Annotated in this window: 16 protein-coding genes and 1 pseudogene; 4 read left to right on the top strand and 13 right to left on the bottom strand. The window is 71.0% G+C overall.

Going from position 1 to position 15,673, the window contains the following annotated elements; translation table 11 throughout:
* Nucleotide 1 precedes the first annotated feature (1 nt).
* From AB0I59_RS30340 to AB0I59_RS30305, 8 genes are all read right to left on the bottom strand, one after another.
* Nucleotides 2-799 carry an ABC transporter permease gene (locus AB0I59_RS30340; protein ID WP_061261095.1) on the bottom strand — a complete coding sequence of 266 codons (798 nt, stop codon included), beginning with the start codon at nt 797-799 and terminating at the stop codon, nt 2-4.
* Between the two features lie 3 nt (nt 800-802).
* The gene (locus AB0I59_RS30335; RefSeq protein ID WP_358138345.1) at nt 803-1,717 is read right to left on the bottom strand and encodes an ATP-binding cassette domain-containing protein; all 915 of its coding nucleotides are present in this window, start codon (nt 1,715-1,717) and stop codon (nt 803-805) included.
* 90 nt (nt 1,718-1,807) lie between these two features.
* Entirely contained in the window at nt 1,808-3,328 is a 1,521-nt protein-coding gene (locus AB0I59_RS30330) for an acyl-CoA synthetase (protein ID WP_358138343.1), read from the bottom strand.
* Between the two features lie 19 nt (nt 3,329-3,347).
* Nucleotides 3,348-4,694, bottom strand: a complete 1,347-nt coding sequence (locus AB0I59_RS30325) for an MFS transporter (RefSeq protein WP_358138341.1) — start codon at nt 4,692-4,694, stop codon at nt 3,348-3,350.
* A 132-nt stretch (nt 4,695-4,826) separates the two neighbouring features.
* Nucleotides 4,827-5,978, bottom strand: a complete 1,152-nt coding sequence (locus AB0I59_RS30320) for an acyl-CoA dehydrogenase family protein (RefSeq protein WP_358138339.1) — start codon at nt 5,976-5,978, stop codon at nt 4,827-4,829.
* A gap of 5 nt (nt 5,979-5,983) precedes the next feature.
* Nucleotides 5,984-6,442: a MaoC family dehydratase gene (locus AB0I59_RS30315; RefSeq protein ID WP_358138337.1), complete on the bottom strand. Its 459-nt coding sequence runs from the start codon at nt 6,440-6,442 to the stop codon at nt 5,984-5,986.
* A 43-nt stretch (nt 6,443-6,485) separates the two neighbouring features.
* Entirely contained in the window at nt 6,486-7,364 is an 879-nt protein-coding gene (locus AB0I59_RS30310) for an amidohydrolase family protein (protein WP_435831128.1), read from the bottom strand.
* A gap of 16 nt (nt 7,365-7,380) precedes the next feature.
* Nucleotides 7,381-8,292, bottom strand: a complete 912-nt coding sequence (locus tag AB0I59_RS30305) for an SDR family oxidoreductase (RefSeq protein ID WP_358138333.1) — start codon at nt 8,290-8,292, stop codon at nt 7,381-7,383.
* 146 nt (nt 8,293-8,438) lie between these two features.
* On the opposite strand from AB0I59_RS30305, the gene AB0I59_RS30300 reads away from it, so the two are divergent.
* Entirely contained in the window at nt 8,439-9,356 is a 918-nt protein-coding gene (locus AB0I59_RS30300) for a PaaX family transcriptional regulator (protein ID WP_358138331.1), read from the top strand.
* A 73-nt stretch (nt 9,357-9,429) separates the two neighbouring features.
* On the opposite strand, the pseudogene AB0I59_RS30295 reads toward AB0I59_RS30300, so the two are convergent.
* From AB0I59_RS30295 to AB0I59_RS30275, 5 genes and pseudogenes are all read right to left on the bottom strand, one after another.
* A pseudogene (locus AB0I59_RS30295) lies at nt 9,430-10,113 on the bottom strand (IclR family transcriptional regulator); the annotation flags it as partial.
* Between the two features lie 36 nt (nt 10,114-10,149).
* Nucleotides 10,150-11,133 carry a PDR/VanB family oxidoreductase gene (locus AB0I59_RS30290; RefSeq protein WP_061260633.1) on the bottom strand — a complete coding sequence of 328 codons (984 nt, stop codon included), beginning with the start codon at nt 11,131-11,133 and terminating at the stop codon, nt 10,150-10,152.
* Complete coding sequence (locus tag AB0I59_RS30285; RefSeq protein WP_061260634.1) at nt 11,130-11,321, bottom strand: hypothetical protein; 192 nt, start codon at nt 11,319-11,321, stop codon at nt 11,130-11,132. The genes AB0I59_RS30290 and AB0I59_RS30285 overlap by 4 nt, the downstream gene beginning before the upstream one ends.
* Nucleotides 11,318-12,370 carry an aromatic ring-hydroxylating dioxygenase subunit alpha gene (locus tag AB0I59_RS30280; protein WP_358138328.1) on the bottom strand — a complete coding sequence of 351 codons (1,053 nt, stop codon included), beginning with the start codon at nt 12,368-12,370 and terminating at the stop codon, nt 11,318-11,320. The genes AB0I59_RS30285 and AB0I59_RS30280 overlap by 4 nt, the downstream gene beginning before the upstream one ends.
* Before the next feature lie 181 nt (nt 12,371-12,551).
* Nucleotides 12,552-13,205 carry a class I SAM-dependent methyltransferase gene (locus tag AB0I59_RS30275; protein ID WP_358138326.1) on the bottom strand — a complete coding sequence of 218 codons (654 nt, stop codon included), beginning with the start codon at nt 13,203-13,205 and terminating at the stop codon, nt 12,552-12,554.
* Between the two features lie 115 nt (nt 13,206-13,320).
* Between AB0I59_RS30275 and AB0I59_RS30270 the strand changes: the two genes are divergently transcribed.
* The 3 genes from AB0I59_RS30270 (at nt 13,321) to AB0I59_RS30260 (ending at nt 15,653) form a co-directional block, all read left to right on the top strand.
* On the top strand, nt 13,321-13,923 hold the full coding sequence (locus AB0I59_RS30270) for a TetR/AcrR family transcriptional regulator (protein WP_358138324.1): 603 nt from the start codon (nt 13,321-13,323) through the stop codon (nt 13,921-13,923).
* A 101-nt stretch (nt 13,924-14,024) separates the two neighbouring features.
* Nucleotides 14,025-14,297 (top strand): hypothetical protein, encoded by a 273-nt coding sequence (locus AB0I59_RS30265; protein WP_063818980.1) that lies wholly within the window; start codon nt 14,025-14,027, stop codon nt 14,295-14,297.
* Nucleotides 14,298-14,483: 186 nt separating this feature from the next.
* Nucleotides 14,484-15,653, top strand: coding sequence for an alanine racemase (locus AB0I59_RS30260; RefSeq protein ID WP_358138322.1), 1,170 nt, complete (start codon nt 14,484-14,486; stop codon nt 15,651-15,653).
* Nucleotides 15,654-15,673 lie beyond the last annotated feature (20 nt).

Raw genomic sequence — 15,673 nt, 5'->3', positions numbered from 1 at the left:
TCTAGGCGTCGCGCCGGCGCAGCACGGCGTAGCCGGCCGCCACCCCGGCCGCCGTCCACCCGATCAGCCAGGCCAGGCCCTCGCCGGGCGAGTACGGGATCGGGCCGCCGGTGAGGTTGTCGGTGCTGCCCATGAAGGCCAGGCCGGCGAACATCGGCATGCGCATCGACACCTCCAGCGCCACCTGGCCGCCGGTCATCGCGAGCATCAGCGGCAGGCCCATCAGCAGCATGAACACCACGGTGAGGGTCCCGGCCGCGCTGCGCATCGCGGCGCCCACACCGAGCGTCATCACCGACACCAGGGCGAGGAAGGCCCCGAGGGCCAGCAGGTCGAGCGTGGTCTCGGCAGGCGGGAGGACGGCGTAGCCGCCGAACATCCTGGTAGAAAGCACCGCATAGGTGACCGCCGACGCGATGCCGCCGGACACCACTCCCGCCGCGAACATCACCGGCGCCACCACCAACGCCTTCGCGGCGAGCATCCGGCCGCGGATCGGCGTGGCCTGCAACGTGGTGCGGATGCCGCCCGACGCGTACTCCGACGTGATCGTCAGCATCGCCAGCGTGACCAGCGCGAACTGGACGAACGACGTCGCCGAGATCACCGGCTCGCTCACGACCAGGCGCGCCCCCTCACCGCCGGCGCGGCGCAGCTCCGTCGCGGTGGCGCCGCCCAGCGTCAGCGCGCTCAGCACCATGAGCACGGCGGCGCCCGTCAGGCACCACCAGGTCGAGCGGACCGACCACAGCTTCGTCCACTCGGCGCCGATCGTCTGGCCCAGTTCCTTGACCGCCATCGTTCACACGCTCGCTCTCTGGACGCCGTACTCCACGCTGCTCGCGGTCAGTTCCTGGTATGCCTGCTCCAACGAGGCCTCGCGCGTGCTCAGCTCGTGCAGCCGGACGCCCGCCTCGTACGCCAGGTCGCCGATCCGCTCGATGCCCGCGCCGGTGGCGACGATCGCGTTCTCGCCGACCCGCTCCACTCCGATCCCGGCTGCGCGGAGCCGTACGGACAGGTCGCCCGCGTGCGGGCTGCGGACGACCACGGCGGTCAGCGAGCTCTGCGCGATGACCGCCGCGAGCGGCGCGTCCATGATGAGCCGTCCCTTGCCGATCACCACCAGGTGGTCGGCGGTCAGCTGCATCTCGCTCATCAGGTGACTGGAGACGAAGACCGTGCGGCCCTGCTCGGCCAGCGAGCGCATCAGGTCGCGCACCCAGCGCACGCCGTCGGGGTCGAGGCCGTTGACGGGTTCGTCGAACATCAGCACGTCGGGGTCGCCCAGCAGTGCCGCCGCGATGCCGAGCCGCTGGCTCATGCCCAGCGACAGCACGCCGGCGCGCCTGCCCGCCACGCCCGCCAGTCCGACCGTCTCCAGGACCTCCTCGACCCGGCTTCTCGTGATGCCGTTGCCGCGCGCCAGCGCCAGCAGGTGCGCGCGGCAGCTGCGCCCCGGATGCACCGCGCGCGCGTCGAGCAGCGCCCCGACCGTCCGCAGCGGATACCTGATCTCGTGGTACGGCACTCCTCCGACGAGCGCCGTGCCGGACGTCGGGCGGTCGAGCCCGAGGATCATGCGCATCGTGGTCGACTTGCCGGCGCCGTTCGGGCCGAGGAAGCCGGTCACCGTGCCGGGTTTCAGCTCCAGCGTCAGGTCGTCGACGGCGACCCGATCGCCGTAACGCTTGGTCAATCCCTTGAGGCTGATCATGCGTCCAACGCTAGGCAGGGGCGGGGCCGCCGACCATGGGGGCGATCCGCCGACTCCTATGGCGGAAACCCGTAACGCGCACCGGCTCCGCTATGGCAGGGCGCGGTGGCGTAGTTCGGGCTTCTGGATCTTCCCTGATCCCGTTCTCGGCAGGTCGTCCACCACGTCGAAATAGCGGGGGATCTTGTACTTGGCCAGCCGTCCGAGGAGGAAGTCGCGCAGCTCGTCGCCGGTGACGTCCTCGCCGGGACGGCGGACGACGAACGCGCGGCCGACCTCGCCCCAGGTCGCGTCGGGCACTCCGACCACGGCGACCTCGGCCACGGCCGGATGCTCGAACATCACACCCTCGACCTCGGCCGGGTAGACGTTCTCCCCGCCGGAGATGTACATGTCCTTGACCCTGTCGACGATGTACAGGTGCCCCTCCTCGTCGACGGTGGCGATGTCACCGGAGTGGAACCAGCCGCCCTCGGAGAACGCCGCCGCCGTCGCCTCCGGGTTCCGCCAGTAGCCGGGGGTCACGTTGGGCCCCTTGACGAGCACCTCTCCCGGCTCGCCGACCGCCACGTCGGTGAGGTCGGGACGGACCACGCGTACGGCGGCGAAGAACACGGGAACGCCCGCGGAGCCGACCTTGCGGGTGCTCTGGCTCGCCTCCAGGAAGGTCGCGCCCGGCGCGGTCTCGGTGAGCCCGTACCCCTGGCAGAACACCAGGCCGCGTTCCTGGTAGGTACGGATCAGCGCGGCCGGGATCGCCGCTCCCCCGGACATCAGGTTGCGCAGCGAGGACAGGTCGGCGCCGGCCCACCGCGGCGACCGGGCGAACGCCGCGAACATGGTGGTGACCCCGAACATCCAGGTGACGCCGTGCTTCTCGATGAGGTCGTAGCACTCGTCCACGTTCCACGACGGCATGATCACCGAGCAGCCGCCCTTGGCGAACGTCGGCAGCAGCGTCTGGTCCAGGGCCGCGACGTGGAAGAGCGGCGCGCTGATCAGCGTCACCTCGTCACTCGCCACGTCGACGCCGATCATGATGTTGAAGGTGTTCCAGACGAGGTTGGCGTGGGTGAGGGTCGCGCCCTTGGGGCGCCCGGTGGTGCCCGAGGTGTAGAGGATCAGGGCGACGTCGTCGAGCGCCACCGGCACGTCGATCGGCGTGGGGTCGCCCTCCGACAACCACGTCTCGTACTCCCGTTCCCCCGGCGCGGGAGAGGCGAGGGCGATGATCGCGAGCAGGGCGGGCGTGTCCGGGAGCGCGCGGACCACCGCGGCGCACTCCGGCGCGTAGATCAGGACCGTCGCGCCGGAGTTCTCCAGCATGTACGCGATCTCGGGTGCCGCGAGCCTGAAGTTCAGCGGGACGAAGATCCCGCCGAGCAGGTGGGTGGCGAACATGGTCTCGGCGAACGCGGTGTGGTTGGGACCGAGGTAGGCGACCCGGTCCCCGGCCCGCACCCCGGCCTCGCGCAGCCGCGAGGCCAGTTTCGTGGTGCGTTCGTGGACCTGGGCGTAGGTGAGGGTCCGGTCGTGGAGGACGAGCGCCGTGCGGTCCGGCGTCATCTGGGCCCGGCGAGCCGGCCACCCTCCCACTCCAGCGTTCTGCATCGGTGTACGACCTCCGGGGTCAGATCTTCGGATGGGCGGTGGGACTTCCGGCCGGTACGGCCACGGCGTCCGAGGTCAGGTTCTCGTGGCTGGTCTCCTTCAGCGCCCATGCGCACAGCACGGTGAGCAGGCAGCAGCCGGCGATGACCACGGAGATCACCGTCGTGCCGTCACCGCCGCTGGACGCCCGGATCTGGGCGAAGAGCAGCGGCGCGAGGCCGGCGCCGAGTCCCGCGAGCTGGTAGCCGAGCGAGGCGCCGGTGTAGCGGCTCCGCGTGCTGAAGAGTTCGGCGTAGAGCGCCGCGAGCGGCCCGTACATCATCGGGTGGATCACCGCCTGGCCGAGCACGAGCGCGACGGTGAGCACGGCCACGTTCCGGGTGTCCGCCATCGGGAAGAGGACGAAGCCGTACACCGCCATGATCAGCGCTCCGGCGAGCACGATCGGGCGGCGCCCGACACGGTCCGACAGCGCGGACCAGCCGACGATGCCGGCCACGGCCAGCGCGGACGAGAGGGTCAGGCCGTTCAGGACGTCCTGCCGCGCGAACCCGGCTCCCACGCCGTACGAGATGAGGTAGGTGGTCAGCGTCCCCTGGGCGACGAAGGCGGACAGGCCGACGCCGACCCCGAGCAGGAGCGTCCTCGGGTGGTTGCGCAGCACGTCCATCAGCGGCGCCGAGCGGGGCGCTGCCTCGTCCTTGGCGGCGGTGAACACCGGGGTCTCCTCGACCTTGAGGCGTACGAACAGGCCGATCGCGAGCAGGACGACACTGAGCAGGAACGGGACGCGCCAGCCCCAGCTCAGGAACGCCTCCTCGCCGACGACGGCCGCGGTGCCGCTGAGCGCGGCGGTCGAGAGGACCATGCCGAACGGCGCTCCGGCATTGGTGAAACTGGCCCACAGGCCCCGGCGGCGGGTGGCGTGCTCCGCGGACATCAACACCGCGCCGCCCCACTCGCCGCCGACGGCGACGCCCTGCAGCATCCGCAGCACGACGAGCGCGAGGGGCGCCAGGCTGCCGACCTGCTCGTACGTCGGGAGCAGGCCGATGAGGAAGCTGGCGATGCCCATGAGCACCATGGTGAGGACCAGCATCCGCTTGCGTCCCAGCCGGTCGCCGAAGTGGCCGAAGACGACGCCTCCGAGCGGCCTGACGAGGTATCCGGTGGCGAAGGTGCCGAAGCTGGCGACCGTCGCCATGAGCGGGGTGAGGTTTCCGAAGAAGACCTTGCTGAACACGACCGCCGACGCCGTGGCGTACAGCAGGAAGTCGTAGTACTCGATCACGCTGCCGAGGAAGCTCGACGTCACCGCGCGACGGAGCTGGACGGGGGTGGACTGGGGGGCCGGCGAGTTCGACATGAGTGGGGGTCCTCATTCGTGGCTTGGCGAGAGTCCGCTCTCTTGACGGCGAGGTTAGGCAGTCTTGTTACGCACGTCAATACTTTGCCTAACGTTGCCCGCTCATTCGCGGACCAGCGTTCGGATTTCCGCTCATTCGCGGACCAGGTCGCGGCCGATGAGGTCCTTCATGATCTCGGTCGTGCCGCCGTAGATCGTCTGTACGCGCGCGTCGACGAAGGCCCGCGCGATCGGGTATTCGCGCATGTAGCCGTAGCCCCCGTGGAGCTGCAGGCACCGGCTGACCACCCGCTGCTGGAGCTCGGTGGTCCACCACTTCGCCTTGGCCGCGTCCGTCGCCGACAGGTCGCCCGCGTTCAGCGCCAGGACGGCGTCGTGCACGAACGACCGCGTCACGTCGAGCTCGGTCCGCATCTCGGCGAGCTCGAAGCGGGTGTTCTGGAAGTCCGCGATCCGCTGCCCGAACGCGCCGCGTTGCCGCACGTAGTCGAGCGTCCAGCCGAGCGCGGCCTCGGCCGCCGCGAGCGCGTACACGGCGATCGACATGCGCTCGGTGGGCAGGTGCTCGCGCAGGTGCCGCAGCCCCTCGCCCTCGGTCCCGAGCAGCGCGCCGGCCGGCAGCCACACGTCGTCGAAGAACAGCTCCGCCACGTTCTCGCCGCGCTGTCCGAGCTTGTCCAGGTCCCGCCCGGCGGTGAAGCCCGGCGAGCCCCTCTCCACGAGGAACAGGCTGAAGCCGCGGCCGCCGCCCTCGGGATCGGCACGCGCCACGACCACGAGAACGTCCGCGTGCCCTCCGTTCGTGATGAACGTCTTGCCACCGTTGAGCAGCCAGTGGTCGCCGTCCCGCCGCGCCGTGGTCGCGATGCCGCGCAGGTCGCTGCCCGCGCCCGGCTCGGTGATCGCCAGAGCCGGGGTCAGCGCGCCACCGCACAGTCCGGGCAGCCAGCGTTCCCGCTGCTCGCCGGTGCCCAGATCGAGCAGGTACGGAAGCACGAGGTCGTCGACGAGGCTCACCTGGGAGTTGACGGAGGCGGCGCCCACCCGGGCCAGCTCCTCCATGAACACGCACCTGAACCGGTAGTCGCCGGTCCCGCCTCCGCCGTACCGCTCGGGCACGGCCAGGCCCAGCAGGCCCTGGCGGCCGGCGGCCGGCCACAGAGCGGGATCGACGCGCCCGGCGTCCTCCCACCCGAGCTGGTGGGGCACGACCTCGCGCGCGACGAACTCGCGCACCGCGTATCGGAAGACCTCGTGGTCCTCCTCGTAGAATGCCCGCCGCATCGTGCTCAGGCGTAGTGCCGGTAGACCGCCCGAGCGACGCAGGCGGGCTTGTCGGAGCCGTCGACCTCGACGGTGAAGTCGAGCAGCATCTGCACGCCGTTCCCGGCCACCTCGGTGACCGAGACGACCGTGGCGGCGAGACGGATCCTGCCGCCCACCCGGACCGGGCTGGGAAAGCGCACCTTCTCCAGGCCGTAGTTCACGCTCATCGTCACGCCCCGGATGTCGAGCAGCTCGTTGAAGAGCGGGATGACCAGGGACAGGGTCAGATAGCCGTGGGCGATCGTGCCGCCGAACGGCCCGTCCTTCGCCTTCTCCGCGTCGATGTGAATCCACTGGTGGTCGCCCGTGGCGTCGGCGAAGGTGTTCACCCTGTCCTGGGTGATCTCCAGCCAGCCGCTGCGGCCGAGGTCCCCGCCGGTGAGCGCCTTGATCTCGTCGAGCCCGTTCACGGTGATGGTCATCGCCGGGTTCTCCCTTCCTGCCGGTTCCTGTTCCGGTTCCGGTTCAGTGCTGTTCGCCGCCGAGCCCGAGCAGGCGTACGGCGTTGTCCTTGAGGATCTTGGGACGGACCTCCGGCTTGATCTCGAGCTTGTCGAAGTCCGAGAGCCAGCGGTCCGGGGTGATCACGGGATAGTCGGACCCGAAGAGCACCTTGTCCTTGAGCAGCGTGTTGGCGTACCGCACGAGCTGCGGCGGGAAGTACTTCGGCGACCACCCGGACAGGTCGATGTAGACGTACGGCTTGTGCGTGGCGACGGCGAGCGCCTCGTCCTGCCACGGGAACGACGGGTGCGCCAGGATGATCCGCAGCTCGGGGAAGTCCACGGCGACGTCGTCGACCAGCATCGGATCGCCGTACTTCAGCCGGATGCCGCCTCCGCCGGGGACTCCCGCGCCGATGCCGGTCTGGCCGGTGTGGAACAGCGCGGGGACGCCGAGTTCCTCGATGGCCTCGTAGAGCGGATAGGCGGTCCGGTCGTTGGGCGCGATGCCCTGGATGCTCGGGTGGAACTTGAAGCCGCGCACGCCGTGCTCCTCGACGAGCCGGCGCGCCTCGCGGGCACCCGCCCTGCCCTTCCAGGGGTCCACGCTGCCGAACGGGATGAGCACGTCGGCGTGCTCGGCGCAGCTCTCGGCCACCTCCTCGTTGGCGATGCGGCGGTGCCCGGTGGCGTGCTCGGCGTCGACGGTGAACACCACCGCGGCCATCTTCCGCTCGCGGTAGTAGTCGGCCGTCTCCGCGATGGTCGGCTTGCGGTGCCCGTGCGCCTTGAAGTACTCCTCGGAGGCGCCGAACAACTCCGAGCTCAGGGAGCCGTGCCCGTCCCTGGCGACCTCCGCGTGCGTGTGGACGTCGATCGCGACCAGTTCGGCGACGTTCATGACCCGATCGCTCATCTCACGCCTCCGGAACCTTGGGCGCGGGGATCCCGTACGTCTCCGGCTCGGCGCCGACGCCCGCCTCCCAGGACGCGGCGATGGCGTCGGGCGTCCATCCGCCGTCGGCGTAGGCGACGGCCTTCTCGCTCGGGTGCGACCAGAGCGCGAGCCGGTCGCCGCCGATGCCGACGGCCTGCCCGGTCACGCCCGCGGACGCGTCCGAGGCGAGGAAGACGACGAGGCCGGCGACGTCCTCGACCGTGCCGAGGCCCTCGTCCTTGCGCAGCCACTCGGGGAACGGCCGGCCGGTACGCTCGGCCTCCTCCAGGATCGGGGCGAAGACGGGGATCGTCTTGGTCATCTCGGTGGCCGCCACCGGCACGACCGCGTTCACGGTGATGTTCGCCCTGGCCAGCTCCATCGCCCAGGTCCGGGCCATGGCGACGATGCCCGCCTTCGCGGCGGCGTAGTTGGTCTGGCCGAAGTTCCCGCGCTGACCGGCGGGCGAGGAGATCAGGATCAGGCGGCCTCCTGTCCCCTGCTCGCGCATGCGGACCGCCGCCGCGCGGGCGCAGGTGAACGTGCCGCGCAGGTGCACGTCGATCACCGCGTCGAAGTCCTGGTCGGACATCTTCCACAGGACCCTGTCCCGCAGGATGCCGGCGTTGGTGACCATCACGTCGAGCCGGCCGAACTCCGTGACGGCGGTGGCGACCAGCCGGTCGGCCATCTCGGAGCCGCCGACCGGCCCCACGGCGACGGCGGCCCTGCCGCCGCGTGCCGTGATGGCGTCGGCGACCTCGCCCGCGGCTTCGGCGTTCACGTCGTTCACGACCACCGCCGCGCCGGCCGCGGCCAGGGCCTCAGCGTACGCGCGCCCGAGGCCACGGCCCGCGCCCGTGACCACGGCGACCTTGCCGGACAGATCCATGGATTCACCTCTCGACGACCCTCGACGACCTCTCGACGCGGATCGATGTGATCGACGCGCCGATGAGCGACCCGGTCAACATAAGGCAGTTTTCAGACGTTCGTCAAAGTTTTGCCTAATATCGCTGATCCATCTACCCTCTTCCTGTGACGCTCAGCGAAGGAGACGACCCGGCGCACGCGCCGTCCGCGCGCCCGCAGTCGCTGATGTTCAGCTTTCTCGGCATCTACGTGCTGGGACGCGACACCGCCGTCTACTCGGGAAGCGTCATCGACGTGTTCGCCCGGCTCGGCCTCTCCGAGGAGGCGGTGCGATCGACCCTGACCCGCATGGTCAAGCGGAACCTGCTGGCCCGGCACCGCCAGGGCCGGAAGATGTACTTCGGGCTCACTGGGCACGCCACGCAGGTGCTGGAAGACGGGCGCAGGCGGGTCTGGGAGACCGGCGCGGTGAACCGCGACTGGGACGGCACCTGGACGCTGGTCGGATTCTCACTCCCCGACAGCAGGCGCAGCACCCGGCACGACCTCCGATCCCAGCTCATCTGGGCCGGATTCGGCCTGCTGCAGAGCGGCCTGTGGGTCGCGCCCGGCGTGAAGGACGTCACCGGGATCCTCGCTCCGCTCGAACTCGGCGACCACGTCACCGTGCTCACGGCGCGGGCGTTCAAGCCCACGGAGTCGGCGGACATCGTCAGGAAGGCGTTCGACACCGAGGAGATCGCCGGTCGGTACCACGCCTTCCTCGACCGCTGGGACACCCGCCACCCGCTCCCGTCGGCGCCCGACGACCTCGCGCGGCAACTGCTCCTGCACACCGACTGGCTGCAGCTCGTCCGCCAGGACCCGCACCTGCCGGCCGAGCACCTGCCCGGCGACTGGCCGGCGATCCGAGCCGAGCAGGTCTTCCAGTCGCTGGCCCGGTCGTACGAGCCGCGCGCCAAGAAGCTGGCCGACATGGTTTTGGACGAGCTGTCGCTGGACGCGCCGGCTCCGGGCCGGCCGGTGGCGGACGAGCCTGTGGAGGCGGCGGGCTCCGCATCACGGGCCGCCCCGCGGCCGTAGCGTGCAGCGCCCGCGTGATGCCGCGCGCCGCGGCCTGGACGAGAGGGGCCAGCGCGCCCGGTTGCGCGCCGTCCGCCCGGACGACCAGGGAGACGGCCGCGGTGATCCGGCCGTCCACGCCCGCGATCGGCGCGGCCACGGACAGGGCGTCCACGGTGACCTGGCCGTCGCTGACCGCGTAACCGGACCTGCGCACGCCCGCGAGGACCCGGCGCAGCGTGTTCGGATCGGTCACCGTCTTCTCGCTGTACCGGCGCAGCGGCAGGCCGAGCACCTCCTCCTGTACGGCCCTCGGCGCGTGGGCGAGCAGGACCAGCCCCACACCTGTGGCGTGCATCGCGAACCGGCCTCCGACGCGGGTCCAGACCGGTACGGCGTGCAGCCCGGCGATGCGTTCGACGAACACCACTTCCGCGCCCTCGCGTACGGCGAGCTGCACGTTCTCGTGGGTGACCTCGTAGAGGTCCTCGAGAAAGGGCATGGCCGCGTCGCGGAGCCCGACACCGCGCGGGGCGAGCGAGGCGACCTCCCACAGGCGGAGCCCGATCCGGTACCGGCCCCGCTCGTCGCGTTCCAGAGCGCCCCATTCGAGGAGCTCGGCGGCCCGCCGGTGCGCGGTGGCCAGCGGCAGGCGGGCGAGGCGCGCCAACTGGCTCAGGGTGAGCTCCGGCTCGGCGGCGGTGAACGCCTCCAGCAGGGCGAGCACCTTGGCGGTGACCGAGCGGCCGGGACGCGGCGCGTCGCTCGGGGTTCCCATGTCCTCCTCCATTCGGGCGCCGTCCTTCCCCTGTGATCAGAGTTCGAGAACGAGCCGCGGACCGAGGGCACGCGACACGCAGATCATCATCGTGTCGCCCGCCGCCCGCTCCTCCGCCGTGAGCAGCGAGTCGCGATGGTCGGGAACCCCGTCCAGCACGGCGGTCTCGCAGGTGCCGCAGGTCCCCTCCTGGCAGGACGACAGCACCGGCACGCCGGACTCCTCCACGACCTCCAGGATCGACCTGTCCGGGGGGACGACGAGCGTGCGCCCGGACAGGGCCAGCTCGACCTCGAACGTGTCGCGCGGCCCCGCGTCCGCTCCGGCCTTCGGGGCGAACCGCTCCATGTGCAGAGCGCCGGCCGGCCAGTGGGCGCACCCCCGCTCGACGGCGGCGAGCAACGGCTCCGGCCCGCAGCAGTAGACGGCCGTCCCGGGCCGCGGCTCCGAGAGCAGCGCGTCCAGGTCGAGCAGTCCCGTCTCGTCCTGCGGCCGTACGGAGACCCGGTCGCCGTAGCGGTCGCACAGCTCGTCCCGGAACGCCATCGAGGCCCGTGTGCGCCCGCCGTAGACCAGCCGCCAGTCCGCGCCGCGCGCCTGGGCCTCGGCGACCATCGGCACGAGGGGGGTGACGCCGATGCCGCCCGCGACGAAGAGGTAGCGCTCCGCCTCCACCAGCGCGAAGTGGTTGCGCGGCCCGCGAACACGCACGCGGTCGCCCTCGGCGAGCCGGTCGTGCACGTGGCGCGACCCGCCCCGGCTTTCCGGCTCACGCAAGACGGCGACCCGCAGCGTCGAGCGGTCGGCCGGATCACCGCAGAGCGAGTACTGCCGCACGAGGCCGTCCTGCAGCATCAGGTCCAGGTGCGCGCCCGGCTCCCAGTACGGCACCGGCCCGCCGTCGAGGCCGCGGAACGTGAGCCGCACCACGCCGTCGGCCACCGTCTCCTTGCGCGCGAGCAGCACGTCGAGTTCCGTCTCGGCCTGCGGGAGAGCGCCCGCCCGCGTCGCGGTCCTCATCCGCCGCCACCCGCCCGGGCCGGCGGCTCGTGGCCCGCGGGATGCGCGAGCAGCCATTCCCACAGCTCCACCGGATCCTCCGAGCGGCGCCGCGCGCCGCAGTGGCACACGCCGTCGAGGACATCCGTTCCGAGCGTCCAGTCGATGCGGTAGACGGTGTCGCCCCGCGGCATCGACGGGCTCGTCATGACGGCACTGCCTCGGAGGGCCGGGCGGGCGCCGCGCCGGCCTCGGCCATCCGCTTGAGGATCCTCCGGGCGGCCAGGCCGCCGGTGTCGATGTTGATCGACAGCTCCTGGTAGCCCTCGGGCTCGGTGGCGATCACCTTCTCCAGCAGGTTCAGCGCGACCACGTCCTGCATGACCACCGTGCGGTTGTTCTCGGCCAGGAAGTCCGACACCTCGTGGTCGCCGAGCGCGAAGTCGCGCGCCACCGCCCAGAAGTCGTGCGTGCTGTTCTCGGTCTCCGGCGTGATGGCGTACACGACCTCGACGTGGAAGCCGCCGGGGTCGGAACCGTCGGCGTTCGGCAGCACGCCCACCGGCGCGATCCTGCTGTGCAGCAGGTACAGGCACGGCGGGTGGTACTCGATGTCCTGCCAGCGGGTGATCCGGCCCTCGATGCCGGTGGATTTGGCGTAGAACAGCGGGCACTCGGCGTCGGCCATGTGCCTGCTGACGTAGACGATCCCGCGGTCCTCGTCCACCTCGGTGGTGATCGGGGTGTTCGCCACCTCCGGCGTGCCGATGTAGCCGCCGTGCAGGTAGGTCTCGTGCGAGAGGTCCATCAGGTTGTCCACCAGCAACTGGTAGCGCGCGGCCAGCGGCTCCATGCCGCTCACGCTGGTGTACGCGGGATCGTCGAGCCAGGGCGCCCGCGGGATGGACGAGGGGTCCGCTCGATCGTGGTCGCCGATCCACACCCAGACGAAGGAGTCCTGCTCCACCACCGGGTACGACGCGACGCGGGCGGTGCGCGGGATCCGGGCCTGGCCGGGGACGAACACGCACGTCCCGCCCTGGTCGTAGGTGAAACCGTGGTAGCCGCAGACGATCGTGTCGCCTTCCAGCCGGCTCTCCGACAACGGGTAGCGCCTGTGCACGCACCGGTCGGCCAGCGCGACCACCCGGCCGGACGTGGTGCGGTAGAAGACCAGCGACTCGCCGAGGATCGTCCTGGCGAAGAGTTCCCGCCCGATCTCGCGGCCGTACGCGGCGACGTACCACTGATTGCGCACGAAAGCAGTCATATGGATTCAGAGCTCCCTCGAAACTGCGACTCCCCCCAACTATCTGGACGCGGTCCGCCCAGCACATCAACGTTTTCACTGGATGGAAGACGTGGCTGGTTCGAGCCGCGACCGGCGGCGGGAGATCGATGGAGCCTCTCTCCCACGCCGGGGTCGCGGCCGGGGTCGTTCAGGCCCCGGTTTCGATCGGGCGAACGGCTTCGACGCAGTGCAGCAGCGGCTTCACATGGGTGGTGCTCGTGATCCGGAAACCGGCGTCAGGAACCAGCTCGGCGAGCAGCTCCGGCATGCCGGGCCGCATGGCCGGCCCGGCCAGCACGCCGACGAGGCGGGCGGAGACGGGGTGGGTCGGCGGGCGGAAATCGGCGATCAGCAGTCTTCCGCCCGGCCGCAGGACACGGAACATCTCCCGTACGGCGGTGCCGCGCGCGGACCGGGGCATGTGGTGGACGGCGAGAGTCGAGACCACGACGTCGAACGCCGCGTCGGAGAAGGGAAGGTCCTGGCCCTCGCCGACGCGGTAGGAGCAGGTACGGGGCGCGCGCTCACGAGCGTGATCGAGCATCGACGTCGACGGGTCGACCCCGGTCACGTGCCCGTCGCGCCCCACGAGAGGGGCGATGATCCGGGTCAGGTATCCCGTGCCGCAGCCGACGTCCAGAACCCGATCACCTGGGCGGGCACCGGTCAGCGCGGCGATACGGGTGAACACCCTGCGGCGGCGCCCGCCGAGGCCGATTTCCGCCAGCACCTCGTAGGCGCGGGGGTGATCGATCGTGCCGCCGCCGTCCTCCTGTTTCGCGGGGCCGTGTCCGATGCGCATGGCACTTCTCCTTTTTCGGAACAGGTTGTTTAGTTATGAATGGTCAGTTCGTTGACGCGGAGGGGTCAACACGCAGATTCGCCAGGCCGTGCCGTACTGAACAGGAGTGATGAAGATGTCCGGGACCCCGAGGCGGGAGAGCTCCGACAGGCGCGTACGGCGCACCCGCCGGGCCATCCGGCAGGCGTTGGTGGACCTGATCCTGACCAAGGGGTACGAGGCGGTGACCGTCACCGACCTCATCAACCGCGCCGACGTCGGACGCTCGACCTTCTACGCGCATTTCACGGACAAGGAGGAGGTGCTCTTCAGCAGCCTCGACGAGCTCTCCGACCTTCTTCGACTCGATCCCGCGTCACGCTCGGACAGGCTGCTCTCGTTCACCCTGCCGATGTTCGAACATCTTCACGAGCAGCGGCGCCTGGCGCGGGCCCTGCTCGGGCGGCGCGGGGGCACCGCCGTGGTCGCGCGCGGCGAGCAGATCATGGCCGCCGTCGTCCGTGACGAGCTGCTGGCGGCGCTTCCCGAGGGGAACTCGCCGCCGGCGTCGCTCGACATGGCGGTGATCTGCGTGACCGGGGCGTTCATGGCCCTGCTGCGCAAATGGGCCGACGGTGAGCTCGTCGCCACACCCGCCGAGATGGACGCGGCGTTCCGTGCCGTGGTGCTGCCCGGCCTGGAAGCGGTGCTGGCCGAACAGCGGGGTCGTCCCATGTGAGGCGGTCGCGAGGGACCCCGCACCCGGCGGACATAACGATCGATGCGCCGAACTCCTGCGCATACCGCGCACATGGTTCCATTGACGAAAGAGGAGGAGACATGCTCACCGTGCCAACGGCCGCCGGCCGCCTCGCGAGCTGGCTGGGACTGGCCGGGCACCTCTGCGCGCTGCCCTTCTATCTGGCGAGCGGGCTGGTGGCCCCCCTCTGGGCGATCATCGCCCTCCTCGTCGTGTGGCTGGGACTGCTGGGCGTCTGCGTGTGGGCGATCCGGGCGCGCTCGGCGTGGGGCTTGGCGGTGCCGGTGTCGGCGGTCGGCATCTGGCTGGGCGCGGTCTCGGCCGGCGAGGCGTTCCTGGGCTGGACCGCCTGACCACCGCTGCCAACGGCATGGCCCGCAAGCGCGGCGATCCCCGTCCTTCACGGGAGTAAGGACGTCAAACGGGGAAGATCGCTGAAGGTTCGTCGACCGCGCGCGTACGGCCACCCGCCGGCCGTCTGGTGATCGAGAGCCGCTTCCCGCTCGCCTACCCCCTGCCCGGGGAGGACTGGAGGAGATGTGACAGCCGTGGTGCCCGCACAGAGTCCGGCCGAGAACCAGGCCGAGAACGAGGCGCAGGAACAGGGTCGGGCACAGGAACGGGCGCGCACACCGGCGAGTGCGCTCGCGCTGGAACTCGCCGCCGCCGGACGGCTTCCCGCGTTCGTCTACGACCTGGCCGAACTGGACGCGCACGTGCGGTCCGTCCGGGCGGCGCTCGGAGACGTCGAGCTCTATTACGCGGTCAAGGCGAACCCCGACCCGGAGCTGCTGCGCGTTCTCTCCTCACACGTCGACGGCTTCGAGGTCGCCTCTGGCGGAGAACTGGCACACGTACGCGCGTCGTACCCGGACAAGCCGGTCGCGCTGGGCGGTCCGGGCAAGACCGACGAGGAACTCGTCAGCGAGGTCACCCGGCTCCACGTGGAGAGCACCGGCGAACTCAGGCGGCTGCTCGCGTCCGGACGCGCCGCCGACGTGCTGCTCCGGGTCAACCTCGACCTCCCGGTCGAGGGCGCGTCCCTGGCCATGGGAGGTGGAGCGACTCCGTTCGGCATGGACCCTGCCGCGATCGACGAGTGCCTGGACCTGCTCTCCACTCAGGACACGGTCCGGCTCCGCGGGATCCACGCGCACCTCGCCAGCGGACTCGACGCGCCGCGGATGCTGGAGCTGGCCGCCGCCATCCTGGAGTACGCGCGGGGACTCGGCGTCACCGAGATCAATCTCGGCGGCGGCATGGCCGTCTCCTACACCGATCCCGAGCGGCGGTTCGACTGGCACGCCTACGGCCGGGGCCTGGCGGAGCTGCGCCGTCCCGGCGAGGTGCTCCGCGTCGAACCGGGGCGTTCGCTGACCGTCTACTGCGGCCGGTACGTGACCCGGGTCATCGACGTCAAGCGCGTTCACGGCGAGCTGTTCGCCGTGGTCGCGGGCGGAACCCACCACATCCGCACCCCGGCGACCAAGGGGCACAACCAGCCGCTGGTCGACGGCGCGCCGGGCGAGCCCGTCACGATCGTCGGTCAGCTCTGCACCCCCAAGGACGTGCTCGCCCGGCGCGTACCGATCAGCCTGGAACGCGGCGACGTGGTGGAGTTCACCATGGCGGGCGCGTACGCCTGGAACATCTCCCACCACTCGTTCCTCATGCACCCCGAGCCGGGCTTCCACTACATCGGAGGATGAGGCCACCCCCGGGGCCCGGC

This window comes from Microtetraspora glauca (genome assembly GCF_040656155.1).
Taxonomy (GTDB): Bacteria; Actinomycetota; Actinomycetes; order Streptosporangiales; family Streptosporangiaceae; genus Microtetraspora; species Microtetraspora glauca.
The sequence above is the reverse complement of the archived record's forward strand: the minus strand, read 5'-3'. Positions and strand labels throughout refer to the sequence as shown.

What these genes read in the sequence shown, in the direction of transcription:
- AB0I59_RS30340 (WP_061261095.1), bottom strand. Translation starts at nt 799, where the DNA reads ATGGCGGTCAAGGAACTGGGCCAGACGATCGGCGCCGAGTGGACGAAG.
- AB0I59_RS30335 (WP_358138345.1), bottom strand. Translation starts at nt 1,717, where the DNA reads ATGATCAGCCTCAAGGGATTGACCAAGCGTTACGGCGATCGGGTCGCC.
- AB0I59_RS30330 (WP_358138343.1), bottom strand. Translation starts at nt 3,328, where the DNA reads ATGCAGAACGCTGGAGTGGGAGGGTGGCCGGCTCGCCGGGCCCAGATG.
- AB0I59_RS30325 (WP_358138341.1), bottom strand. Translation starts at nt 4,694, where the DNA reads ATGTCGAACTCGCCGGCCCCCCAGTCCACCCCCGTCCAGCTCCGTCGC.
- AB0I59_RS30320 (WP_358138339.1), bottom strand. Translation starts at nt 5,978, where the DNA reads ATGCGGCGGGCATTCTACGAGGAGGACCACGAGGTCTTCCGATACGCG.
- AB0I59_RS30315 (WP_358138337.1), bottom strand. Translation starts at nt 6,442, where the DNA reads ATGACCATCACCGTGAACGGGCTCGACGAGATCAAGGCGCTCACCGGC.
- AB0I59_RS30310 (WP_435831128.1), bottom strand. Translation starts at nt 7,364, where the DNA reads ATGAACGTCGCCGAACTGGTCGCGATCGACGTCCACACGCACGCGGAG.
- AB0I59_RS30305 (WP_358138333.1), bottom strand. Translation starts at nt 8,292, where the DNA reads ATGGATCTGTCCGGCAAGGTCGCCGTGGTCACGGGCGCGGGCCGTGGC.
- AB0I59_RS30290 (WP_061260633.1), bottom strand. Translation starts at nt 11,133, where the DNA reads ATGAGGACCGCGACGCGGGCGGGCGCTCTCCCGCAGGCCGAGACGGAA.
- AB0I59_RS30285 (WP_061260634.1), bottom strand. Translation starts at nt 11,321, where the DNA reads ATGACGAGCCCGTCGATGCCGCGGGGCGACACCGTCTACCGCATCGAC.
- AB0I59_RS30275 (WP_358138326.1), bottom strand. Translation starts at nt 13,205, where the DNA reads ATGCGCATCGGACACGGCCCCGCGAAACAGGAGGACGGCGGCGGCACG.
- AB0I59_RS30270 (WP_358138324.1), top strand. Translation starts at nt 13,321, where the DNA reads ATGTCCGGGACCCCGAGGCGGGAGAGCTCCGACAGGCGCGTACGGCGC.
- AB0I59_RS30265 (WP_063818980.1), top strand. Translation starts at nt 14,025, where the DNA reads ATGCTCACCGTGCCAACGGCCGCCGGCCGCCTCGCGAGCTGGCTGGGA.